The sequence below is a fragment of the Campylobacter sp. CNRCH_2014_2452 genome (genome assembly GCF_025772865.1).
GTDB lineage: Bacteria > Campylobacterota > Campylobacteria > Campylobacterales > Campylobacteraceae > Campylobacter_D > Campylobacter_D lari_D.
In genome coordinates this window covers 1-18,377 of the sequence record NZ_JAKMSX010000015.1, presented here as the reverse complement: position 1 = coordinate 18,377, position 18,377 = coordinate 1, and the positions used below count along the sequence as shown (strand labels likewise).

Genomic DNA, 18,377 nt, shown 5'->3' with positions numbered 1-18,377 from the left:
TAAAAAAGTGAGATTGAGATAAAATTGTTTATTTTTTTTAGATATAATCGAGCTTTATTTATATTTAAAAAAGGCATATTATGTTACGCTCATTTATAATTAGTATTTTATTTATAAATTCTTTAATGGCTTTTAATGTAAAGTCTTTATTTACTTATACTTTTAATGATAATATTAGCTATGATTTAAAAAAAGCTAAAGAAATATATTTTAAAAACAAATGTAACACCTGTCATGGAGAAAATGGAGAAAAAAATTCTTATGGTAAAAAAGCTATTAAAGATTTAAGCCCAGAAGAAATCAAAGGTGCCTTAAAAGACTATGCTAATGGATATTTTAAAAGCGATAACATTCAAATGAGCATATACGCCAAAAAATTAAGTGGAAGTGATATGGATCACATTATAGCTTACTTAAAGGGGCAAAATTTTTCTATCGAGCTTAATCAAAAAGATCTTTTAGAAGAAGAACCTGCACCAAAAACAAAACATAATACATTTTTAAAATAAAAAAGGAGTTTTCATGAAAAAAAATCTACTGCTAGCTAGCTTGCTTTGTGCTAGTTCAATTTATGCTGCGGAAGTAAAAATAGGAGTTATTTTACCACTTACTGGTACTTTAGCAGCTTATGGTAATGATGTATATGAAGGTATCAAACTAGCTAATACCTTAAATCCAAATTTAAAAAACGGAGATAATGTTAAAATCATAGCCATAGATACAAAAGGCGATAAAATAGAAGCAGCAAATGCCACCACTAGACTTATCTCTCAAGATAAAGTTTTAGGACTTATAGGTGAAGCTGTTACACCAAATACTATGCAAGTTTTATCTATAGCTGAAGAAAGAAAAATTCCAGTAATAGCTCCCGTTGCTTCAGGCGATAAACTTTTGGATAAAAAAAGCTACGCTAGTAGAGTTTGTTTTATGGATAGCTTCCAAGGAGATAAATTTGCAAACTATGCATATAAAGATTTAAATTTAAAAACTGTAGTTGTAATAGTTGATCAAAGCAATGTGTATTCACTAGGCTTAGCAAGAGCCTTTGAAAAAGAATTTAAACAAAATGGCGGAAAAATACTTAAAAAATTAACTATCTCATCGGGCGATAAAGACTTTAAAGCTATTGTTTCACAACTTAAAAGTATCAACCCTGACTTTGTTTATATGCCAATTTACCATCCAGAAGCAGCTTTAATAGCAAGACAAGCAAAAGCAGTTGGTTTTAATAAACTTTTAAGTGCAGGTGATGGGGTAAATAATAAAACATTTATTGAACTTGGGGGTGATGCTGTAAATGGAGTAATCTTTACCGATAGTTTTGATTATAACAATCCACCAACAACTTTGTCTAAAAATTTCATCAATGCTTATGAAAAAGATCATGGCAGCAAAGAGCTTCCAGCATTTTCTGCTATGGGAGCTGATGCTTATTATGTAATGGTAAATGCAATGAATGAATGTGCCAATGATCTTAACGCACAATGCATTAATGAAAAAATTCATTCTACTAATAATTTTGAAGGTGTAGGTGGAGTTATAAGCATAGATGCTAGTGGCAATGCAAGTCGTTCTGTAGTTATAAAAGAAATACAAGAACAAAAACAAGTTTATAAAACTATTATTAATCCTTGAAAGGTTAAACTATGAAAAAAATTAGTATAGCTATATTGTCTATCATAGCTTGTAATATCATACAGGCAAAAGAAATTAACATTGGCGTAGTTTTACCTCTAACAGGATCTACTGCAGCTTATGGTCAAAGTGCTTTAGATGGAGTGAAAATTGCAAATTCTATGAAAAATACTTTAAGTAATGGCGATAAGGTAAATCTTGTTGTAGTAGATACAAAAGGTGATAAAATAGAAAGTGCGAATGCTAGCACAAGATTAATTTCGCAAAATAAAGCTTATGCACTTATTGGAGAAATGCTAACAGCTAATACTTTACAAGTGATAAGAATTGGCGAGGAAAAAAAGATACCAGTGGTTGCTCCTGCTGCTACTGCTGATAAAATTTTAAATAAAAAATTATATGCCAGTAGAGTTTGTTTTATGGATAGCTTTCAAGGCTCATCTTTGGCTAATTATGTAAAAAATAAGTTAAATTACACTAAAGCTGTGATAATTAGCGATCAAAGTGCAGATTATTCTTTAGGTTTAACTAGGGCCTTTGAAAAAGAATTTAACAAACAAGGTGGAAAAATTTTAGATAAATTTAGAATTACAGCAGGCGATAAAGATTTTAAAGCTATACTTTCTCAAGTTAAAAATTTAAAACCTGATTTTATTTATCTTCCAGTATATTACACTGAGGCTTCTTTGTTCGCACGTCAAGCAAAAGCAATGGGTGTTAATATTCCTATGGGTTCAGCAGATGGAGTTGCCGATGAAACTTTTATCAATCTAGCTCAAGATGCAGCAGAAGGATATTTATTTACAGATAGTTTTGATTATAATAACCCTCCAACAGAGCTTTCAAAAGACTTTATATTAGCCTATGAAAAAGAAAAACAAAGCAAAGAAGTTCCAAATTTTACAGCTATGGGTGCAGATGCATATTTTGTAATCTTTGAAGCTATGCAAAAATGTGTTAATGATTTCAATAGTGAATGTATCAACAACAACATTCATGCTACTTCTAAATTTGAAGGTGTTAGCGGGGTGATTAGTATAGACAAAACAGGTAATGCCACGCGCTCAATTGTTATAAAATCAATAGAGAATCAAAAGCAAGTTTATAAAGACTCGATTCTACCATAAATAAAAATTCAAGAGGTTCAATGGATAGTTCTTTAATTTTACAGCAAATTATAAATGGATTTAGTTTAGGCAGTATGTATGCACTTATCGCCATAGGCTATACAATGGTTTATGGTGTTTTAAGACTGATTAATTTCGCACATGGTGATATTATGATGGTGGGTGCATATTCAGCTTTATTTTGTGTTACAAGCATGAATGTACCTTTCTTAGGCGCTCTTTCTTTAGCTATGTTATTTGCGGCAGCCTTAGGTATAGCTATTGATAGAGTAGCTTATAAACCTCTAAGAAAAGCACCTAGAATTTCTTTACTCATCACAGCCATAGGTATAAGTTTTTTAATACAAAATGTATTTAATGTTTTATTTGGCTCAACACCAAAGTATTTTCCTGTACCAAGTTATCTTGAAACAGTGATTAATTTTAATAATATCAGCATTAGCGTTAATAGTATTTTAGTGCCTATTTTGACATTTTTTATATTATTAGTGGTTTTATTCATACTTTATAAAAGCAAATATGGCATTGCTATTAGGGCTTTAGCTTTTGATATTCATACTGTAAATTTAATGGGAATTGATGCAAATCGTATTATCGCTATTGTATTTGCACTAGGTTCAGCTTTAGCTGCTATTGGTGGTATTTTTTGGGCTGTTAGTTATCCTTCTGTTGAACCTAGTATGGGAACTCTTATAGGACTTAAGGCCTTTGGCGCTGCTGTTTTAGGTGGTATTGGTTCTGTTGCCGGAGCAGTTTTAGGTGGTTTGATTATAGGTTTTACAGAGGTTGTTGTTGTTGCTATTTTCCCTGATCTTTCTGGTTTTAAAGATGCATTTGCATTTATCTTTTTGGTATTAATTTTACTTTTTAAACCAACTGGAATTTTGGGTATTAATTTTGAAAAAAGTAGGTTTTAAAATGATTGCAAGAAAAATTACACATTTAAGTTTCTTTATTATAGCGCTTGCTTTTCTTTTTATATCTCCTTATTTTTTTAACGATTATAAAATAGGAATTTTAAGCAATATTGCTATTTTTGTAATCTTAGCGGTAAGTTATAATCTTATCAATGGAGTTACAGGACAATTTTCATTAGAGCCAAATGGTTTTGTAGCTATAGGAGCTTATGTTGCAGCCTTAGTTTTACTTACAAGTGAAAGCAAAATCGATCAGTTTTCTTTAGAGGATCCAAGTAGTTTTATTTTGATGATTCATTCGCCAAGCTTTATTGTAGCTTTACTTGCTGCTGGGGTTTGTGCTATGCTTTTATCTTTAGTTTTAGCCTTTGCAGTATTTAGAGTTAGAGGAGATTATTTAGCTATTGTAACACTAGGCTTTGGAATTATTATCAAGCTTATGGCAATTAACTTTGCTTCTGTTACAAATGGCTCTTTGGGCTTAAACGATATTCCTAAACATACTACCTTATACTGGAGTGGTGGGATTGCTATATTTTCTGTTATTATCATCTTAAATATTGTTAGTTCAAAATTTGGTAGAGCCATGAAAGCTGTAAGAGATGATGAAGATGCAGCATTAGCAATGGGTATTAACACTTTTAATATTAAAACCTTAGCTTTTAGCACTTCAGCATTTTTAGAGGGTGTTGGAGGGGGCTTATTAGCTTGCGCACTAGCTTCAGTTTCACCTGAACAATTTGACTTTTTATTTACTTTTCAGCTTTTAATCATCATTGTTTTAGGCGGCTTAGGTTCAACTACTGGTGCTATCATAGGAGCTATTTTAGTAATAGGCGGAAGTGAGTATTTAAGATTTTTAGATGAGAGTATGAATATTTTTGGTTATGAAACTCCTGCCATGCCTGGTCTTAGAATGGTTGTGTTTTCTGTTATATTGATTTTAGTAATGCTTTTTGCAAGAAGAGGAATAATGGGTGATAAAGAATTAACAGATATTTTATTTAAGTTTTCTAAAAGGAATAAAAAATGATTTTAGAGCTTAAAAAAATCCATAAAAATTTTGGTGGAGTTAGTGCTATAGCAAATACTTCTTTTACTATAAAAGAAAGCGAAATTTTTGGACTTATAGGTCCAAATGGTGCAGGAAAAACGACACTATTTAATATTATTACAGGAAATTATAAACCAAGCAGCGGAGAAGTATTTTTTCTAGGAAAAAAGATTGACCATTTAAAGCCGCACAAAATAGTTCATCTAGGCATAGCAAGAACTTTTCAAAATATTAGACTTTTTTCTAGCATGAGTGTTTTAGAAAATGTATTAATTGGTTTTGATAAGAGTATTAAATATAATATTTTTGAAGCTTTTTTGCATTTGGGAAGATTCTCCAAAGCAGAAAAAAATGCAAAAAAAGCAGCTTATGAAATTTTAGAACAACTCAATATTGCTCATTTGGCTGATGAAAGGGCCACTAGTTTAAGTTATGGACAACAAAGAAAAGTTGAAATAGCAAGAGCTTTAGCAACAAACCCTAAACTTTTATTGCTAGATGAACCAGCAGCAGGTATGAATTCAACAGAAAGCGATGATTTAGCTGAATTGATTTTTGATATAAGAAATAATAAAAAAATCAGCGTTTTGCTTATTGAGCATGATATGAAATTTGTAAATAAGCTTTGCGATAGGGTTATGGTGCTTGATTATGGTAAGACTATTTTTGAAGGAAAGCCAAGCGATGCTGTTCAAAATCCTGAAGTAATTAGTGCATATTTGGGAGATTTTAATGCTAGTAGTTAAAGATTTACATGTTTATTATGGCTTAATAGAAGCTGTTAAAGGTATAGATTTCACCATAAAAACAGGAAGTATAGTTAGCTTGATAGGCTCAAATGGTGCAGGAAAAACATCAACACTTAATGCAATGCTAAATTGTGTTAAAAAAACTGGTGAAGTAAGTTTTTTAGGTTATGACACTCAAAGACATTTACCTCATACTTTAGTACAAAAAGGTATAGCATTGGTACCTGAAGGAAGAAGAGTTTTTATAAATCTCACTATAGAAGAAAATTTAAAAATTGGTGCTTTTAATAATGCAGAAAACTATGAACATTTGAAAAATCAAATGTATAGACTTTTCCCAAGATTAAAAGATAAAAAAAATGCCCTTGCAGGAACCCTAAGTGGCGGGGAAGCTCAAATGCTAGCTATTTCAAGAGCTCTTATGAGTGAGCCAAAACTTTTAATGCTAGATGAACCTTCGCTAGGACTTGCTCCAAAAATAGTTGGAGAGGTTTTTGATATTATAGTCAAATTAAAAGAAGAAGGTATTACTATTTTATTGGTGGAACAAAATGCATTTTCAGCTTTAAAAATCAGCGATTATGCTTATGTTCTAGAAAATGGTAAAATCGCTATGCATGCACCTGCAAAAGATCTTATCGGTAATGATGAGATTAGAAAAAAATACCTTGGAGCTTAAATCATGAGAAGACAACTTTTAGCTTTTGGGGATATAAAAATTTCTATTTTTTTATTTTTAATTTTTGCCCTATTTTGCGCTCTAGCCACTTTTATAGAAAGTGCTTACAATACTCCAACAGCATGGGCCATGATATATGGAACATCTTGGTTTGGCTTTATACAGCTCATATTAGGAATCAATCTTTTAACAGCTCTTTTTAAATATAAAATGTTTAACAAAAGAAAAATACCGCTTTTAATCTTTCATATCTCATTTTTATTTATATTACTAGGCTCGGCTATGACTAGATATATGGGATTTGAAGGAATTTTACACATTAGAGAAAACGAAAAAAATAATATCATTGAAACCTCAAAAAGTTATATCTACATAGCAACCTTAAAAGATGATAAAGTATATAGTGCTGCAAAATCTGAATATATTGCCACTTTACCTTTTGTAAATGATTTTTCATTTGATTTAATACTACCCGATGAAAAGGCTCAAATTTCATATGAAAATTTGATTTTAGATGCAAAAGAAATTTATATCGATGATAACAACTCTGCTCCTCTTTTATCTTTAATGCTTTCACAAAATAACGAATCTAAAGAATTGCTTTTTCAAGCAGGGGATATAAAAAATATCAATGGTGTCAATATAGCATTTTTAAACGAATCTACTCCAAGTCCTTATATAAAAATTGATAAAGATCTAAAGCTTAGTGCTGATTTTGATTTAAAATACATGTCAATGAGTGATGGTAAAGAAAACATTTTAAAAGCAAATCAAAAAGCACAAGCTAAAGATTTAAGATTATATTCTTTTAATGATATTAATTTAGTGGTAAAATTTGCTTCTTTACATGGTAAAAAAACCTTAGAAGGTATTAATCAAGCTCAAGATGAAAGCTTTTTTACTTGGTTTAAAAATAGTTGGATAGAGCTAGGACGCAATGCTTTGATTTCTTTATTTGGTGAGGCAAAATACTGGAATAATTCTTTATTAAATAATTTCAAAGACTTTGCACAAAGCACTAAATATATACCAACTCAACTTTCAGAAAATGCTATTAATGCTTTAAAATTAAAATTAAGCTATAAAGGAGAATCTAAAGAAGTTTTCCTAGTAGAATACAACTCGCCTATCCGTATTGATGTAGCAGGTCAACCTTTCTTTTTAAGATGGGGTCCTAAAGGAATAGAAATGCCATTTGAAATGTACTTAAAAGACTTTGAACTAGAACGCTATCCTGGTTCGATGTCGCCTATGTCTTATGCAAGTTATGTGGAAATTGATAATGCCGAACAAAAATTAGAATATAAGATTTTTATGAATAATGTTTTAGATTATCAAGGTTATAGATTTTACCAAAGTTCTTATGATCAAGATGAGCTTGGCACCATACTTTCAGTTAATAAAGATCCGGGTAAAATTCCTACATATATTGGATATTTTTTACTTACATTAGGAATGTTTTTAAATATTTTAAATCCTCATTCAAGATTTAGGACTTTAGCTAAATTAATCAATCAAGACACCTTGAAAAAAACAAGTGCGATATTGACATTTATATTAGTTTTTTTTGCAAGCCAAAATACTTATGCAAATGAACCCATCAAGGTAGATGAAACACATGCTAAAGAACTTGCTTCTTTGGTAGTGCAAAAACCTGATGGTAGAATGGTTCCTTTTAATACTTTAGCTATGGAAGTTTTAGAAAAAATATACAAAAACACAACCTTTCAAGGCCAAAGTGCCGAAGCAACTATCATATCAATGATTTTTGATGGCAGTGCATGGTATGATAAAGATATTATATTTATGCCAACAAGTCGCTTGGTTAATGAAGAAATTTCTAAAATTTTAGGTATTGAACCTAGAGCTTATACTAGTTTTAAAGATTTTTTCACTACAGATGCTTATAAACTACAAAAATATGTAGAAAATGCTAATAGAAAAAATCCAAATCGTAGAAGTGTTTTTGATAAAGAAATAATCAAGCTTGATGAAAGAGTAAATATTGTAAATTTAATTTTTTCAGGAGATATTTTTAAATTTATTCCACTACAAAATAGCACCAATAATCAATGGGTGGCACCACGCGAAGCATATATAGGATTAAAAGGCGAAGAAGGTAAAGAAGTAAGAAGCATTTTAGAAAATTATTTCAATGCAGTTAGTAATTCTATTGTACATAACAACTGGGATGAAGCAACTAAAAATTTAAATATTATCAAAAATTACCAAGAAAAATACGGGCATGAAGTTATGCCAAGTGCTAAAAAAATTAATACAGAAATCTTTTTCAACAAAAGTCAAATTTTTGTAAATCTTGCTCCGCTTTATTTATGCGCTGGATTTTTACTTTTGATTATAGTTTTTGTTAAAATGCTCCTGCCAAAAATTCGCATTGATTTTATATTTAAATGTGTTTATGTGTTTAACATTGTGGCATTTTTCATCCATACTCTAGGTTTGGCTTTGCGTTGGTATATAGCAGGTCGCGCTCCATGGAGTAATGCATATGAGAGCATGGTTTATATAGCTTGGGCTTTATCATTATCTGGAATTTTCTTTTCAAGAAAAAGCCCTATTGCACTTTCTTTAACCTCTATTTTAGCAGGAGTTACTTTAGGTGTGGCTCATCTTAGCCAAATGGATCCGCAAATTACCAATTTAGTTCCTGTGTTGCAATCTTATTGGCTAACAATACATGTTTCGGTTATTACTGCTAGCTATGGATTTTTAGGATTATGTGCATTGTTGGGTATATTTGTACTTATTTTATTATGTATGCTAAAAATCAATGGCAAACATAATGAAAACATTTTAAGAAATATTACAGAAGCAACAAGAATCAACGAAATGGCTATGATTTTAGGACTTTGCTTACTTACAGTTGGAAATTTCTTAGGTGCTATATGGGCAAATGAAAGTTGGGGAAGATATTGGAGTTGGGACTCTAAAGAAACTTGGGCTTTAATTAGTATTTTAGTTTATGCAGCTATTTTGCACATTAGAATGGTACCAAAATGGGCAAATCAATACATTTTTGCAGTTTGCTCCATGTTTGCATATTGGGTAATTATCATGACTTATTTTGGTGTAAATTACTTTTTAACTGGTATGCATTCTTATGCAGCAGGAGATTCTGTGAAAATTCCTGATTATGTGTATTGGGGATTTTTATTTATGGTAGCATTAAGCTTAGCAAGTTATTTTAAAAGATCTTATGCAACAAAATTATAGGAAAGTTTTAAATGAATAATTCTCTTTTTATTTTTTTAGTTATAGCTTTAGTGATAATTATCATACTTGGAATTCTTTTGATATTATTTTTCATGCACAAAGAAAAACAACCAAGCAAATCAAATCCAGCTAAAACTCCAAAAATAAGTAATATAGAAGATTTTATATCTAAAGCAAATAATGCAAACAACTCTCAAGAAATTCAAGCTTTAATTTTGCAATTTTTAAATTCACAAAAACTAGGATCTAATCCAAAAGACAGCGCCACTAAAAGAAAACTTGATTTCATTAGTGCTATTTCAGCCAATGCTAATGCTACTCCTAAAAACATTTCATTTTTAAACAATGAGCTAAAAAAAAGATATAAAGCTTTGAAAAAAGAAATTGATGCTTATGAGCAAATAGGCCTAGCAAAAAGAAAAATGAGACAATCTTAAGGTTTTTTGATGAAAAATATTAGAAATTTCTCTATTATAGCTCATATTGATCATGGTAAAAGCACATTAGCTGATAGAATTATCAGCGAATGCGGAGCTATTAGCGATAGACAAATGAGCGCCCAAGTAATGGATACTATGGATATAGAAAAAGAGCGTGGTATAACTATAAAAGCTCAATCTGTGCGTTTAAATTATAAATTCAACAATGAAGAATATGTATTAAATTTAATAGACACTCCGGGCCATGTTGATTTTTCCTATGAAGTAAGTCGCTCTTTAGCAAGTTGCGAAGGGGCTTTACTTGTTGTTGATGCTTCTCAAGGAGTAGAGGCTCAAACTATAGCCAATGTTTATATAGCCTTAGAAAATGATCTTGAAATCATACCAGTGATTAATAAAATTGATCTTCCTTCGGCTGATATTGAAAAGGTTAAACACGAAATAGAGCATATTATAGGAATTGATTGCTCTAATGCAATTTGTGTTAGCGCAAAAACAGGTGTAGGTATAAAAGAACTCATAGAAACTATCATCACAAAAATTCCTGCGCCAAAAACTGATGATGAAGCACCTACTAAAGCTTTAATTTATGATTCTTGGTTTGATAATTATCTTGGAGCTTTGGCTTTAGTTAGAATTTATGAGGGAAATATTGCTAAAAATGATGAAGTTTTAGTTATGAGTACAGATAAAAAACATCTTGTGCAAGATCTTTTCTATCCTCATCCATTAAGCCCTATAAAAACTAAAAAATTAGAATCAGGTGAAGTGGGTGTTATCGTGCTTGGACTTAAAAATGTCGCCGATGTTCAAGTAGGTGACACCATAACACTAACTAAAAATAAAGCAAAAAAAGCCATTGGTGGTTTTGAAAAAGCCAAAGCTTTTGTTTTTGCAGGATTATATCCTATAGAAACGGATAAATTTGAAGATTTAAGAGATGCTTTAGATAAATTAAAACTTAATGATAGCTCTATCACCTACGAACCTGAAACATCCCTTGCTTTAGGATTTGGCTTTAGAGTTGGTTTTTTAGGTCTTTTGCATATGGAGGTTATTAAAGAAAGACTTGAGCGTGAGTTTAACCTTGATTTAATTGCTACTGCTCCAACTGTTACTTATGAAATTTATCAAACCGATGGAGAAGTTTTAAAAATTCAAAATCCAAGCGAACTACCTCCGGTAAATAAAATCGATCATATAAAAGAACCTTATGTAAAAGCAACTATCATAACTCCAAGCGAATACCTAGGGAATTTAATCACTCTTTTAAATCGCAAACGCGGTATGCAAGTTAAGATGGATTACATCACTCCTGAGCGCGTTTTACTTGAGTATGATATACCTTTAAACGAAATCGTTATGGACTTTTACGATAAACTTAAATCACTTACCAAAGGCTATGCTAGTTTTGATTATGAGCCTATTGAATTTAGAGTGGGAGATCTTGTAAAACTTGATATTAAAGTAGCTGGTGAAAATGTCGATGCACTAAGCATCATAGTGCCAAATGAAAAAGCACTAAGCAAGGGCAGAGAGCTTGTAAAAGCGATGAAAGAAATCGTCCCAAGACAGCTTTTTGAAGTTGCTATCCAAGCAAGCATAGGAAATAAAATTATTGCAAGAGAAAATGTAAAATCCATGGGTAAAAATGTAACCGCAAAATGTTATGGTGGGGATATTACTAGAAAAAGAAAACTTCTTGAAAAACAAAAAGAAGGTAAAAAAAGAATGAAAGCTATTGGTAAGGTACATTTACCTCAAGAAGCATTTTTAAGTGTTTTAAAAATAGACTAAATCCCTAGTTTATACACTAGGGATATAAATTTATGCATTGATATCTAAAGAATTTCCACCCATTTCGTTAATTTTTTGAGTTACTGTTTCAATAGCTTTATCAATTGTCTCATAGCTGATATCAGGAAGTTTGCCACCCCACATTTTTTCCGCTTGTGCAAATCCTGCTTTTAGACCCTCTAAACCTTTTTGAAGTTTTTCCATGTCTTCACCAGCCCCATTAATAACAAAATCAGCCAATCTTTGAGATGTTTTTGCTACACCAAAATATCCATCTTCCCCAATAAGCTCTTTTGCTTCATCAGCATTTAAACTAAGTATATCTTTACCTTCATATCCTATAGCTTTAAAATCTACATTTGATAAAATAGCTGTTAAAGAATCCTTAGATTGAGCTCCTTGAAAAATCCCTGCCTGAGATAGACCATTGGATGAACTCATGCTAAATACTTGCTGCATAAAATTCATAGCATAAAGCTCGGTTATGCCTTTTCCTCCCATACTAGCAAGCTTACTAAGCTTATCCTCATCTATATCTTTTGTGCTATTAGCACTTTTAGTATTGGCATCTTCAAGTTTTGTATTCAAATTAGCCTTCCTATTGCTAACTTGCGACTCTACTGCCACGCGTGAATACGAATTTATTTGCATCCTTGCTCCTTTTTTGTGGGTTCATAAAAATCGTCTAAAAAAAATTAAAATTTACATTAAGAAATTTATAATTACAGCTTAAATATAATGCCAAATATTTATTGTATTTTTAAAATTTGGGTGATATAAATGTTTTTCAAAGATTTTTTCATTATCATTGTTGATCCATATTTTAAAGATATTATAGAAGGTATAGAATCTCTTTATTAAATTTATTTTATCTATAAAATTTTAAATAAAATAATTTTTAATAAGGAAAGCTATGTCAATACATAATTTTTACACTACATTAAATCCTACCAAACTATTTATAAAATGTGCTTTGCCAAATATGGCGAGTATGGCTTTTATTTATCTTTATGTGATTATTGATGGAATTTTTGTTGGAAGATATTTAGGTTCAAATGCACTTGCTGCTATGAATTTAATGATGCCTTTTATCATGATAAGTTTTGCTCTAGCTGATATGATAGCCATAGGCTCATCAGTGCAAATAGCAATTAATCTAGGTAAAGGAAAAGTTGAAAAAGCAAGAGCTATTTTTTCTTTTTGTATAGTTCTTATTTTTGCAATTTCTTGTTTAATGGGAATTTTAGGATTTTTTCTAGCAAAAACATTAAGTGTTTTTATGGGAGCTAATGAGAATATTCAAAGTTTATCTACTGAATATATGCAAATTTTTGCCACTTTTGCTCCCTTTATTATGCTAGCTTTTGCTATGGATAATTATCTTAGGATTTGTGGAAAAACTTTTTATAGCATGATAGTTAATATCATTACTGCTTTGAGTAATATTTTTCTTGACTGGCTTTTTATAGTGGTTTTTGATTGGGGGCTTTATTCGGCAGCTTTAGCAACTTGTATAGGGATGTTTTTAGGAAGCGTTTTAGGGATATTACCTTTTGTTTTTAAAGATTTAACTTTAAAATTTAAAAAACCAATAATCAAGCTGCAAATACTAAAAAATATACTTTATAATGGCTCATCTGAATTTTTTTCTAATATTTCTAGCTCTTTTTATACCATCTTAGCTAATGCTTTCTTGCTTAAACTTTCTGGAAGTACAGCTGTTGCAGCATTTTCTGTGATTTTATATCTTAGCACTTTTGTTTTCATGCTAGTTTTGGCCATGAGTGATGCTATGCAACCTGCATTAAGTTATAATTATGGACACAAAAATATTGCAAGAATTCAAGCTATTTTTAAAAGAATGTTTTTTACTTCTTGGGGTGTAAGTACAATAGTGTTTTTATTTGTTTATTTTTTCAATAACCTTATAGTAGATATTTTTAATAAAGATAACAACCAAGATTTTATCCATATAGCACAAAATGCTTTAATATTTTTTTCTTTTTCGTTTTTATTTTCTTGGTTTGGAAAACTCTGCGCTTCATTTTTCACAGCACTTGATAAACCCTTGCTTTCTTTAGGAATTTCTATTACCCAAAGTCTTATTTTCCCATTTTTATCCTTGTTTATACTAACGCAATTTTTAGGAGTAAATGGAGTTTGGCTAGCCACTTTAGTGGGTGATATTTGTATGATTTTTATTGCCTCATTTTTATTATATAAAACTTTTAAAAATCTAAACTCTTAGCTAATTTTAAACAAGAGTTTAGATTTTGTTCTTTGCATATATATAAATTTTTAAAATTACGAAGTTTTAAAGCTGTACTTTGACCTATAACTACAACTTTATCTTCTTTTTCTAATGCAAAAAATTTCAAAAATTGCTCCATGCTTGATGGAGCGCTAAAGATAAAAACACTTGGATGATGTATTTTTAACTCATCTTTTTTAGGCTCTATGGCTATATTTTCATAAACGATTAATTGTTTTAAAAGGATATTTTCTTTCAGCAAATACTCATCAAGACCTGAACTAATTTTCTTCGCTCTTAAATAAAGACATTTTTTATTTTTAAACTCAGATAAAAACTCACTAGCTAAATTTTTACCATAAGCCTTGCTAGGATATTTGACATTTTTAAAGCCAAGCTCTTTTGCAAAATCAGCACTTTTTTCTCCCACAGCATAAAGTTTAATATCAAAATCAATTTTGTTTTTACTTGACATTAATGCTTTTAATGCATTCTTGGAGCTAATGATTAAACAATCAAATTCCTTTAAATTAACTTCAAAATCAAGAAATTTAATTTCATTTAATCTTATAGTCTTAACACCATCAAATTCTTTATCCCCTATAAAATAAATCATTATTTTCCTATAAAAGTTTTATCAAAATTTGATCTTAAATTTAAAGTTGCCATATAAGGATCATTTGCTTGCATTATCGCTCTAACCACAGCTATACCTTGTATATTACAATCTTTAAGCAAATTTAAATTAACTTCATCTATCCCACCTATAGCCACAATAGGTAAAGAAGCTAAACTAGCAATTTCTTTTAATCCATCTATGCCAAGCACAACACAATCTTGCTTGCTAGGCGTAGCAAAAACAGCCCCCACTCCAAGATAAGTAGCACCTTGAGTATTAATAAGATCATTTTTATGATTGATCGTAAGCCCTATGATTTTTTCTTCGCCTAAAAGTTCCCTTGCTTTTTTTAAAGGCATATCCTTTTGTCCTATATGCACTCCATTTGCATTCACAGCCATGGCTATATCGATTCTATCATTTATCACAAAAGGTGTGTTGTATTTTTCACACAAAGCTTTAACTTTTAAAGCAAGATTATAAAATTCTAAAGTACTAAGATTTTTCTCTCTAAGTTGTAAAATATCAATCTTAGCTTTCAAAGAAGCTTCTAAAATATTTAAAAACTCGCTTTCGCTTTTTTCACCCTTGCTTGCGACAAGATAAATTTTAAATGATTTCATATTTGGCTCTTTTTTTAATTTCTTCATCATCTAAATTACTTAAAGCATCGATTAAATTCACTCTAAAACTACCGCTTCCACTAGAAAGCTCTTGAGCGATTTCGCTAGCTATGCCAAAACTAAGCAAAGCATATAAACTAGCCTGAAATTTATCTTCTAACGCTCCTGCAAAAACTCCACACAAAGAAGCACACATACAACCTGCCCCAGTTATCTTAGTAGCCATGATTGAGCCATTATAAATTTTAGCAATATGCTCTTGATTTATAATATAATCAATTTTTCCAGTTATAGCCAAAACACGCTTGGTTTTATAAGAGTATTCTTTAGCTTTTTCTAAAAACTCATTATCGATTACAAAAGTACTATCAACCCCTCTTGCTTTACCATCTAAACCTATAACACTAGCCATTTCAGATGCATTTGCCTTAACAATACTAATACCTTTTAGATTAAGTAATTCAAAATTAATCCCATCTCTTGCCTTACTCACACCCAAAGCAACAGGATCAAAAATTATAGGTTTATTTAATAAAGTATATTCTTTAGTTGCTTTTAACATAGAATTTGCTATAAGCTGATTAATCGTACCTGTGTTTAATACTAAGGCTGAACTTATTCTAGCAAAATCAGCTTGCTCTTCATAAAAATCAGCCATAGCAGCACTTGCTCCCATTGCTATAGTTACATTTGCACAATCATTAGCTGTAACATAATTAGTAATATGATGAATCAAAGGATTTTTTTCTCTTACTGCTTTAATAATCATTTTTACTCCTTGTCATATTGAAAAAAATGATTAGTCGGACCACAACCTTTTCCAAGTGCTAAAGAATTTAATATAGCTCCATACACATAATCTTTAGCAAGTTTTATAGCTTCATGTTTTTCTTTACCTAAGGCAAGATTACTAGCTATAGCTGAACTTAATGTACAACCTGTGCCGTGTGTATTTTTTGTATTAATTTTTTCTGCTTTAAAAATACTAAATTCCTTTCCATCATAAAAAACATCATTGGTGTTATATTTACTATGTCCACCTTTAATCAAAACACTTTTTGCACCTTCTTTGTGAAGTTTTATAGCGGCTTTTTTCATATCCTCCTCATTAAGTATTTTAAAATCACACAAAAATTCAGCCTCGGGAATATTTGGAGTAAGTACATCAGCTAAAGATAAAATTTCATCTTTAAAAAACTGACAATTTTCTAAAGGCATTAAAGCATAGCCATTTTTTGCAAACATCACAGGATCAATCACTACATTTTTAGCTTTAAAGTGCAATAAATTTTCTTTTACACAAATTATGATTTCCTTTGAACCTAGCATTCCAATTTTTACAGCAGCTGGCTCTATGTCTTCATAAACTGCTAGCATTTGCTCATCTATTATCTTAGTGGGTATATCAAAACAAGAAATCACCCTTGCAGTATTTTCAGCCACAACGCTTAAAACTACACTCATACCAAATAAATTATGAGCGCTAAAAGTTTTTAAATCAGCTTGTATGCCAGCTCCACCACTACAATCACTTCCTGCTATAGTTAAGATAGGAATTTTAGTTTTTGTTTTTGCTTGTATCATTTTTATCCTTTTTTTATAAAAAAGGAAAGTTTTTGCAAGAATTCAAAGTTTGCATTACCAAACTTCTCAAGGGTCGAAGTTATACTTCCTCTCAGCAAAAGCTCCCCATTAATGAAAAATTATATCTTAGTTTTAATTAATCTTTAAAAATATTTTGAAATACTGCTATAATTTTGAAAAAACTACACAAAAATAAAAGGAAAAATATGACTAAAATTATTTTTGTTTGTTTAGGTAATATTTGTCGTTCTCCCATGGCCGAATTTATTATGAAGGATCTTTTAACAAAAGCAAATTTAAATAATGAATTTATTATTTCTAGTGCAGGTACTTCAGGTTACCACGATGGGGAGGATATGCATTATAAAACTAAAGCTTTATTAGATAACAAAAATATAAATTCTAAGCCATTTTGCAGTAAAAAACTAAATTTAAAAATGTGCGAGGATAATGATTTAATTATCGTAATGGATAATTCTAATTATAATGATATAGTTAAAAATTTTCCAAATGCAAAACATAAAATTCATAAAATCACTTCTTTTGCCTTAGAATTAGGATATGACGAAGTACCTGATCCTTGGTATAGTGGGAACTTTGATGAGACTTATTTAATCCTTTCGCAAGCATGTGAAAATATATTCAATCTACTCAAAAAATATTTTTAAATTTAAAAAATATTTATTATTTTTTTAATATAATTTCTACTTTTAAAAATTACTGAAAGGTTATTTGATGAAAAGTATTAAACTTAAAGTTTCACTAATAGCAAACGCTATTGCTATTTGTTGTTTATTGATTTTAGGAATTGTAACATTTATTTTTGTAAAACAATCTCTTTTTAATGAGGTTGTTAATTCAGAAAAAAATCGTTTAATTTTTACCAGCAATCTTGTAGAAGATTTTAGACAAAACACATCTAAATCTTTAATAGAACTCTCAGAAACCATTCTTAGACACCCATATTCAAACCTTAATTCTCAAGATGCATTAGCTAAAAATGTTGGTGTTCAACTAAAAGCATTTAGAGATGCAGGAAATTATCTAGCTGTATATATTGCTCAACCAAATGGAGAGTTAGTTGTAAGCGATACAGACAGCGATAGCAAAAATCTTGATTACGGTTTTTATGGTAAAGCTGATGGTTACGATGCAACAACAAGAGAATATTATATAGAAGCAAAAAAGAAAAACACTTTGTTTATAACCGACTCTTATATAGATGCTACTACAGGATTGCCTTGTTTCACTTATGCTCTACCTTTATTGAAAGATGGGAAATTTATTGGTATTTTAGCCATTGATGTCTTAGTTAAAGACTTAATAGAAAATTTGAAAAAAATGCCAGGAGATTCATTTGTATATGACAAAAATCACTTTGCATTTGCATCTACAAATGAAAATTATAATTCAAATCATCCAAATATTACAATAGTAGCCAATGCATTTGCAAAATCAAACAACGGGGAACCATTTTTTTACACTAGTAAAGAAGGTAATGAAAGACTTGGTTTGTGCAATACAACAAATGATTATACAGTATGTAATATTGCCTATGTTGATACCATAAACCATTCAAGTGAAAAAATTGCCCATGTTCAAGCTATAATTGTAATTTTCACAAGTATATTAAGTATTGCCTTACTTTACTTCATCATATCTTATTAC

Annotated in this window: 18 protein-coding genes; 13 read left to right on the top strand and 5 right to left on the bottom strand. The window is 30.3% G+C overall.

Going from position 1 to position 18,377, the window contains the following annotated elements; genetic code table 11:
- Window positions 1-77 precede the first annotated feature (77 nt).
- The 10 genes from L8X38_RS07955 to lepA are packed head-to-tail and all read left to right on the top strand — an operon-like array spanning window position 78 to window position 11,632.
- Window positions 78-509, top strand: a complete 432-nt coding sequence (locus L8X38_RS07955) for a c-type cytochrome (RefSeq protein ID WP_412175446.1) — start codon at window positions 78-80, stop codon at window positions 507-509.
- A gap of 13 nt (window positions 510-522) precedes the next feature.
- Complete coding sequence (locus L8X38_RS07950) at window positions 523-1,635, top strand: ABC transporter substrate-binding protein (RefSeq protein WP_263661725.1); 1,113 nt, start codon at window positions 523-525, stop codon at window positions 1,633-1,635.
- A gap of 11 nt (window positions 1,636-1,646) precedes the next feature.
- Window positions 1,647-2,762, top strand: a complete 1,116-nt coding sequence (locus tag L8X38_RS07945; RefSeq protein ID WP_263660834.1) for an ABC transporter substrate-binding protein — start codon at window positions 1,647-1,649, stop codon at window positions 2,760-2,762.
- A gap of 20 nt (window positions 2,763-2,782) precedes the next feature.
- On the top strand, window positions 2,783-3,679 hold the full coding sequence (locus L8X38_RS07940) for a branched-chain amino acid ABC transporter permease (RefSeq protein ID WP_220566316.1): 897 nt from the start codon (window positions 2,783-2,785) through the stop codon (window positions 3,677-3,679).
- Window position 3,680: 1 nt separating this feature from the next.
- Window positions 3,681-4,712, top strand: a complete 1,032-nt coding sequence (locus L8X38_RS07935; protein WP_133319839.1) for a branched-chain amino acid ABC transporter permease — start codon at window positions 3,681-3,683, stop codon at window positions 4,710-4,712.
- Window positions 4,709-5,479, top strand: a complete 771-nt coding sequence (locus L8X38_RS07930) for an ABC transporter ATP-binding protein (protein WP_133319838.1) — start codon at window positions 4,709-4,711, stop codon at window positions 5,477-5,479. Before L8X38_RS07935 ends, L8X38_RS07930 begins: the two co-directional genes overlap by 4 nt.
- Window positions 5,466-6,161, top strand: coding sequence for an ABC transporter ATP-binding protein (locus tag L8X38_RS07925; RefSeq protein WP_133319837.1), 696 nt, complete (start codon window positions 5,466-5,468; stop codon window positions 6,159-6,161). Before L8X38_RS07930 ends, L8X38_RS07925 begins: the two co-directional genes overlap by 14 nt.
- A gap of 3 nt (window positions 6,162-6,164) precedes the next feature.
- Complete coding sequence (ccsB, locus tag L8X38_RS07920; protein WP_263661724.1) at window positions 6,165-9,395, top strand: c-type cytochrome biogenesis protein CcsB; 3,231 nt, start codon at window positions 6,165-6,167, stop codon at window positions 9,393-9,395.
- An 11-nt stretch (window positions 9,396-9,406) separates the two neighbouring features.
- On the top strand, window positions 9,407-9,832 hold the full coding sequence (locus L8X38_RS07915) for a hypothetical protein (protein ID WP_133319835.1): 426 nt from the start codon (window positions 9,407-9,409) through the stop codon (window positions 9,830-9,832).
- A gap of 9 nt (window positions 9,833-9,841) precedes the next feature.
- The gene (lepA, locus tag L8X38_RS07910; RefSeq protein ID WP_263661723.1) at window positions 9,842-11,632 is read left to right on the top strand and encodes a translation elongation factor 4; all 1,791 of its coding nucleotides are present in this window, start codon (window positions 9,842-9,844) and stop codon (window positions 11,630-11,632) included.
- A 30-nt stretch (window positions 11,633-11,662) separates the two neighbouring features.
- Here lepA and L8X38_RS07905 read toward each other — a convergent pair whose 3' ends face one another.
- Window positions 11,663-12,283 (bottom strand): hypothetical protein, encoded by a 621-nt coding sequence (locus L8X38_RS07905; protein WP_133319834.1) that lies wholly within the window; start codon window positions 12,281-12,283, stop codon window positions 11,663-11,665.
- Window positions 12,284-12,551: 268 nt separating this feature from the next.
- Between L8X38_RS07905 and L8X38_RS07900 the strand changes: the two genes are divergently transcribed.
- Entirely contained in the window at window positions 12,552-13,880 is a 1,329-nt protein-coding gene (locus L8X38_RS07900; RefSeq protein ID WP_263661728.1) for an MATE family efflux transporter, read from the top strand.
- On the opposite strand, the gene L8X38_RS07895 is transcribed toward L8X38_RS07900, so the two are convergent.
- From L8X38_RS07895 to thiD, 4 genes are read right to left on the bottom strand one after another with little or no spacing between them, the layout of a single operon-like run.
- A complete protein-coding gene (locus L8X38_RS07895) occupies window positions 13,861-14,502 on the bottom strand; it encodes a uroporphyrinogen-III synthase (RefSeq protein WP_318529589.1) in 642 nt (213 codons plus the stop codon). The two genes, L8X38_RS07900 and L8X38_RS07895, sit on opposite strands and share 20 nt — an antisense overlap.
- Entirely contained in the window at window positions 14,499-15,125 is a 627-nt protein-coding gene (thiE, locus tag L8X38_RS07890; RefSeq protein ID WP_263661721.1) for a thiamine phosphate synthase, read from the bottom strand. The genes L8X38_RS07895 and thiE overlap by 4 nt, the downstream gene beginning before the upstream one ends.
- A complete protein-coding gene (gene thiM / locus L8X38_RS07885) occupies window positions 15,112-15,894 on the bottom strand; it encodes a hydroxyethylthiazole kinase (RefSeq protein WP_133319830.1) in 783 nt (260 codons plus the stop codon). The genes thiE and thiM overlap by 14 nt, the downstream gene beginning before the upstream one ends.
- Before the next feature lie 2 nt (window positions 15,895-15,896).
- Window positions 15,897-16,709: a bifunctional hydroxymethylpyrimidine kinase/phosphomethylpyrimidine kinase gene (gene thiD, locus L8X38_RS07880; protein WP_404842202.1), complete on the bottom strand. Its 813-nt coding sequence runs from the start codon at window positions 16,707-16,709 to the stop codon at window positions 15,897-15,899.
- Between the two features lie 206 nt (window positions 16,710-16,915).
- Between thiD and L8X38_RS07875 the strand changes: the two genes are divergently transcribed.
- Together L8X38_RS07875 and L8X38_RS07870 are read left to right on the top strand one after the other, a co-directional pair.
- The gene (locus L8X38_RS07875) at window positions 16,916-17,377 is read left to right on the top strand and encodes a low molecular weight protein-tyrosine-phosphatase (RefSeq protein ID WP_263659948.1); all 462 of its coding nucleotides are present in this window, start codon (window positions 16,916-16,918) and stop codon (window positions 17,375-17,377) included.
- Window positions 17,378-17,444: 67 nt separating this feature from the next.
- A partial coding sequence (locus tag L8X38_RS07870) for a PDC sensor domain-containing protein (RefSeq protein ID WP_263659947.1) occupies window positions 17,445-18,377 on the top strand: 933 nt, incomplete at its 3' end.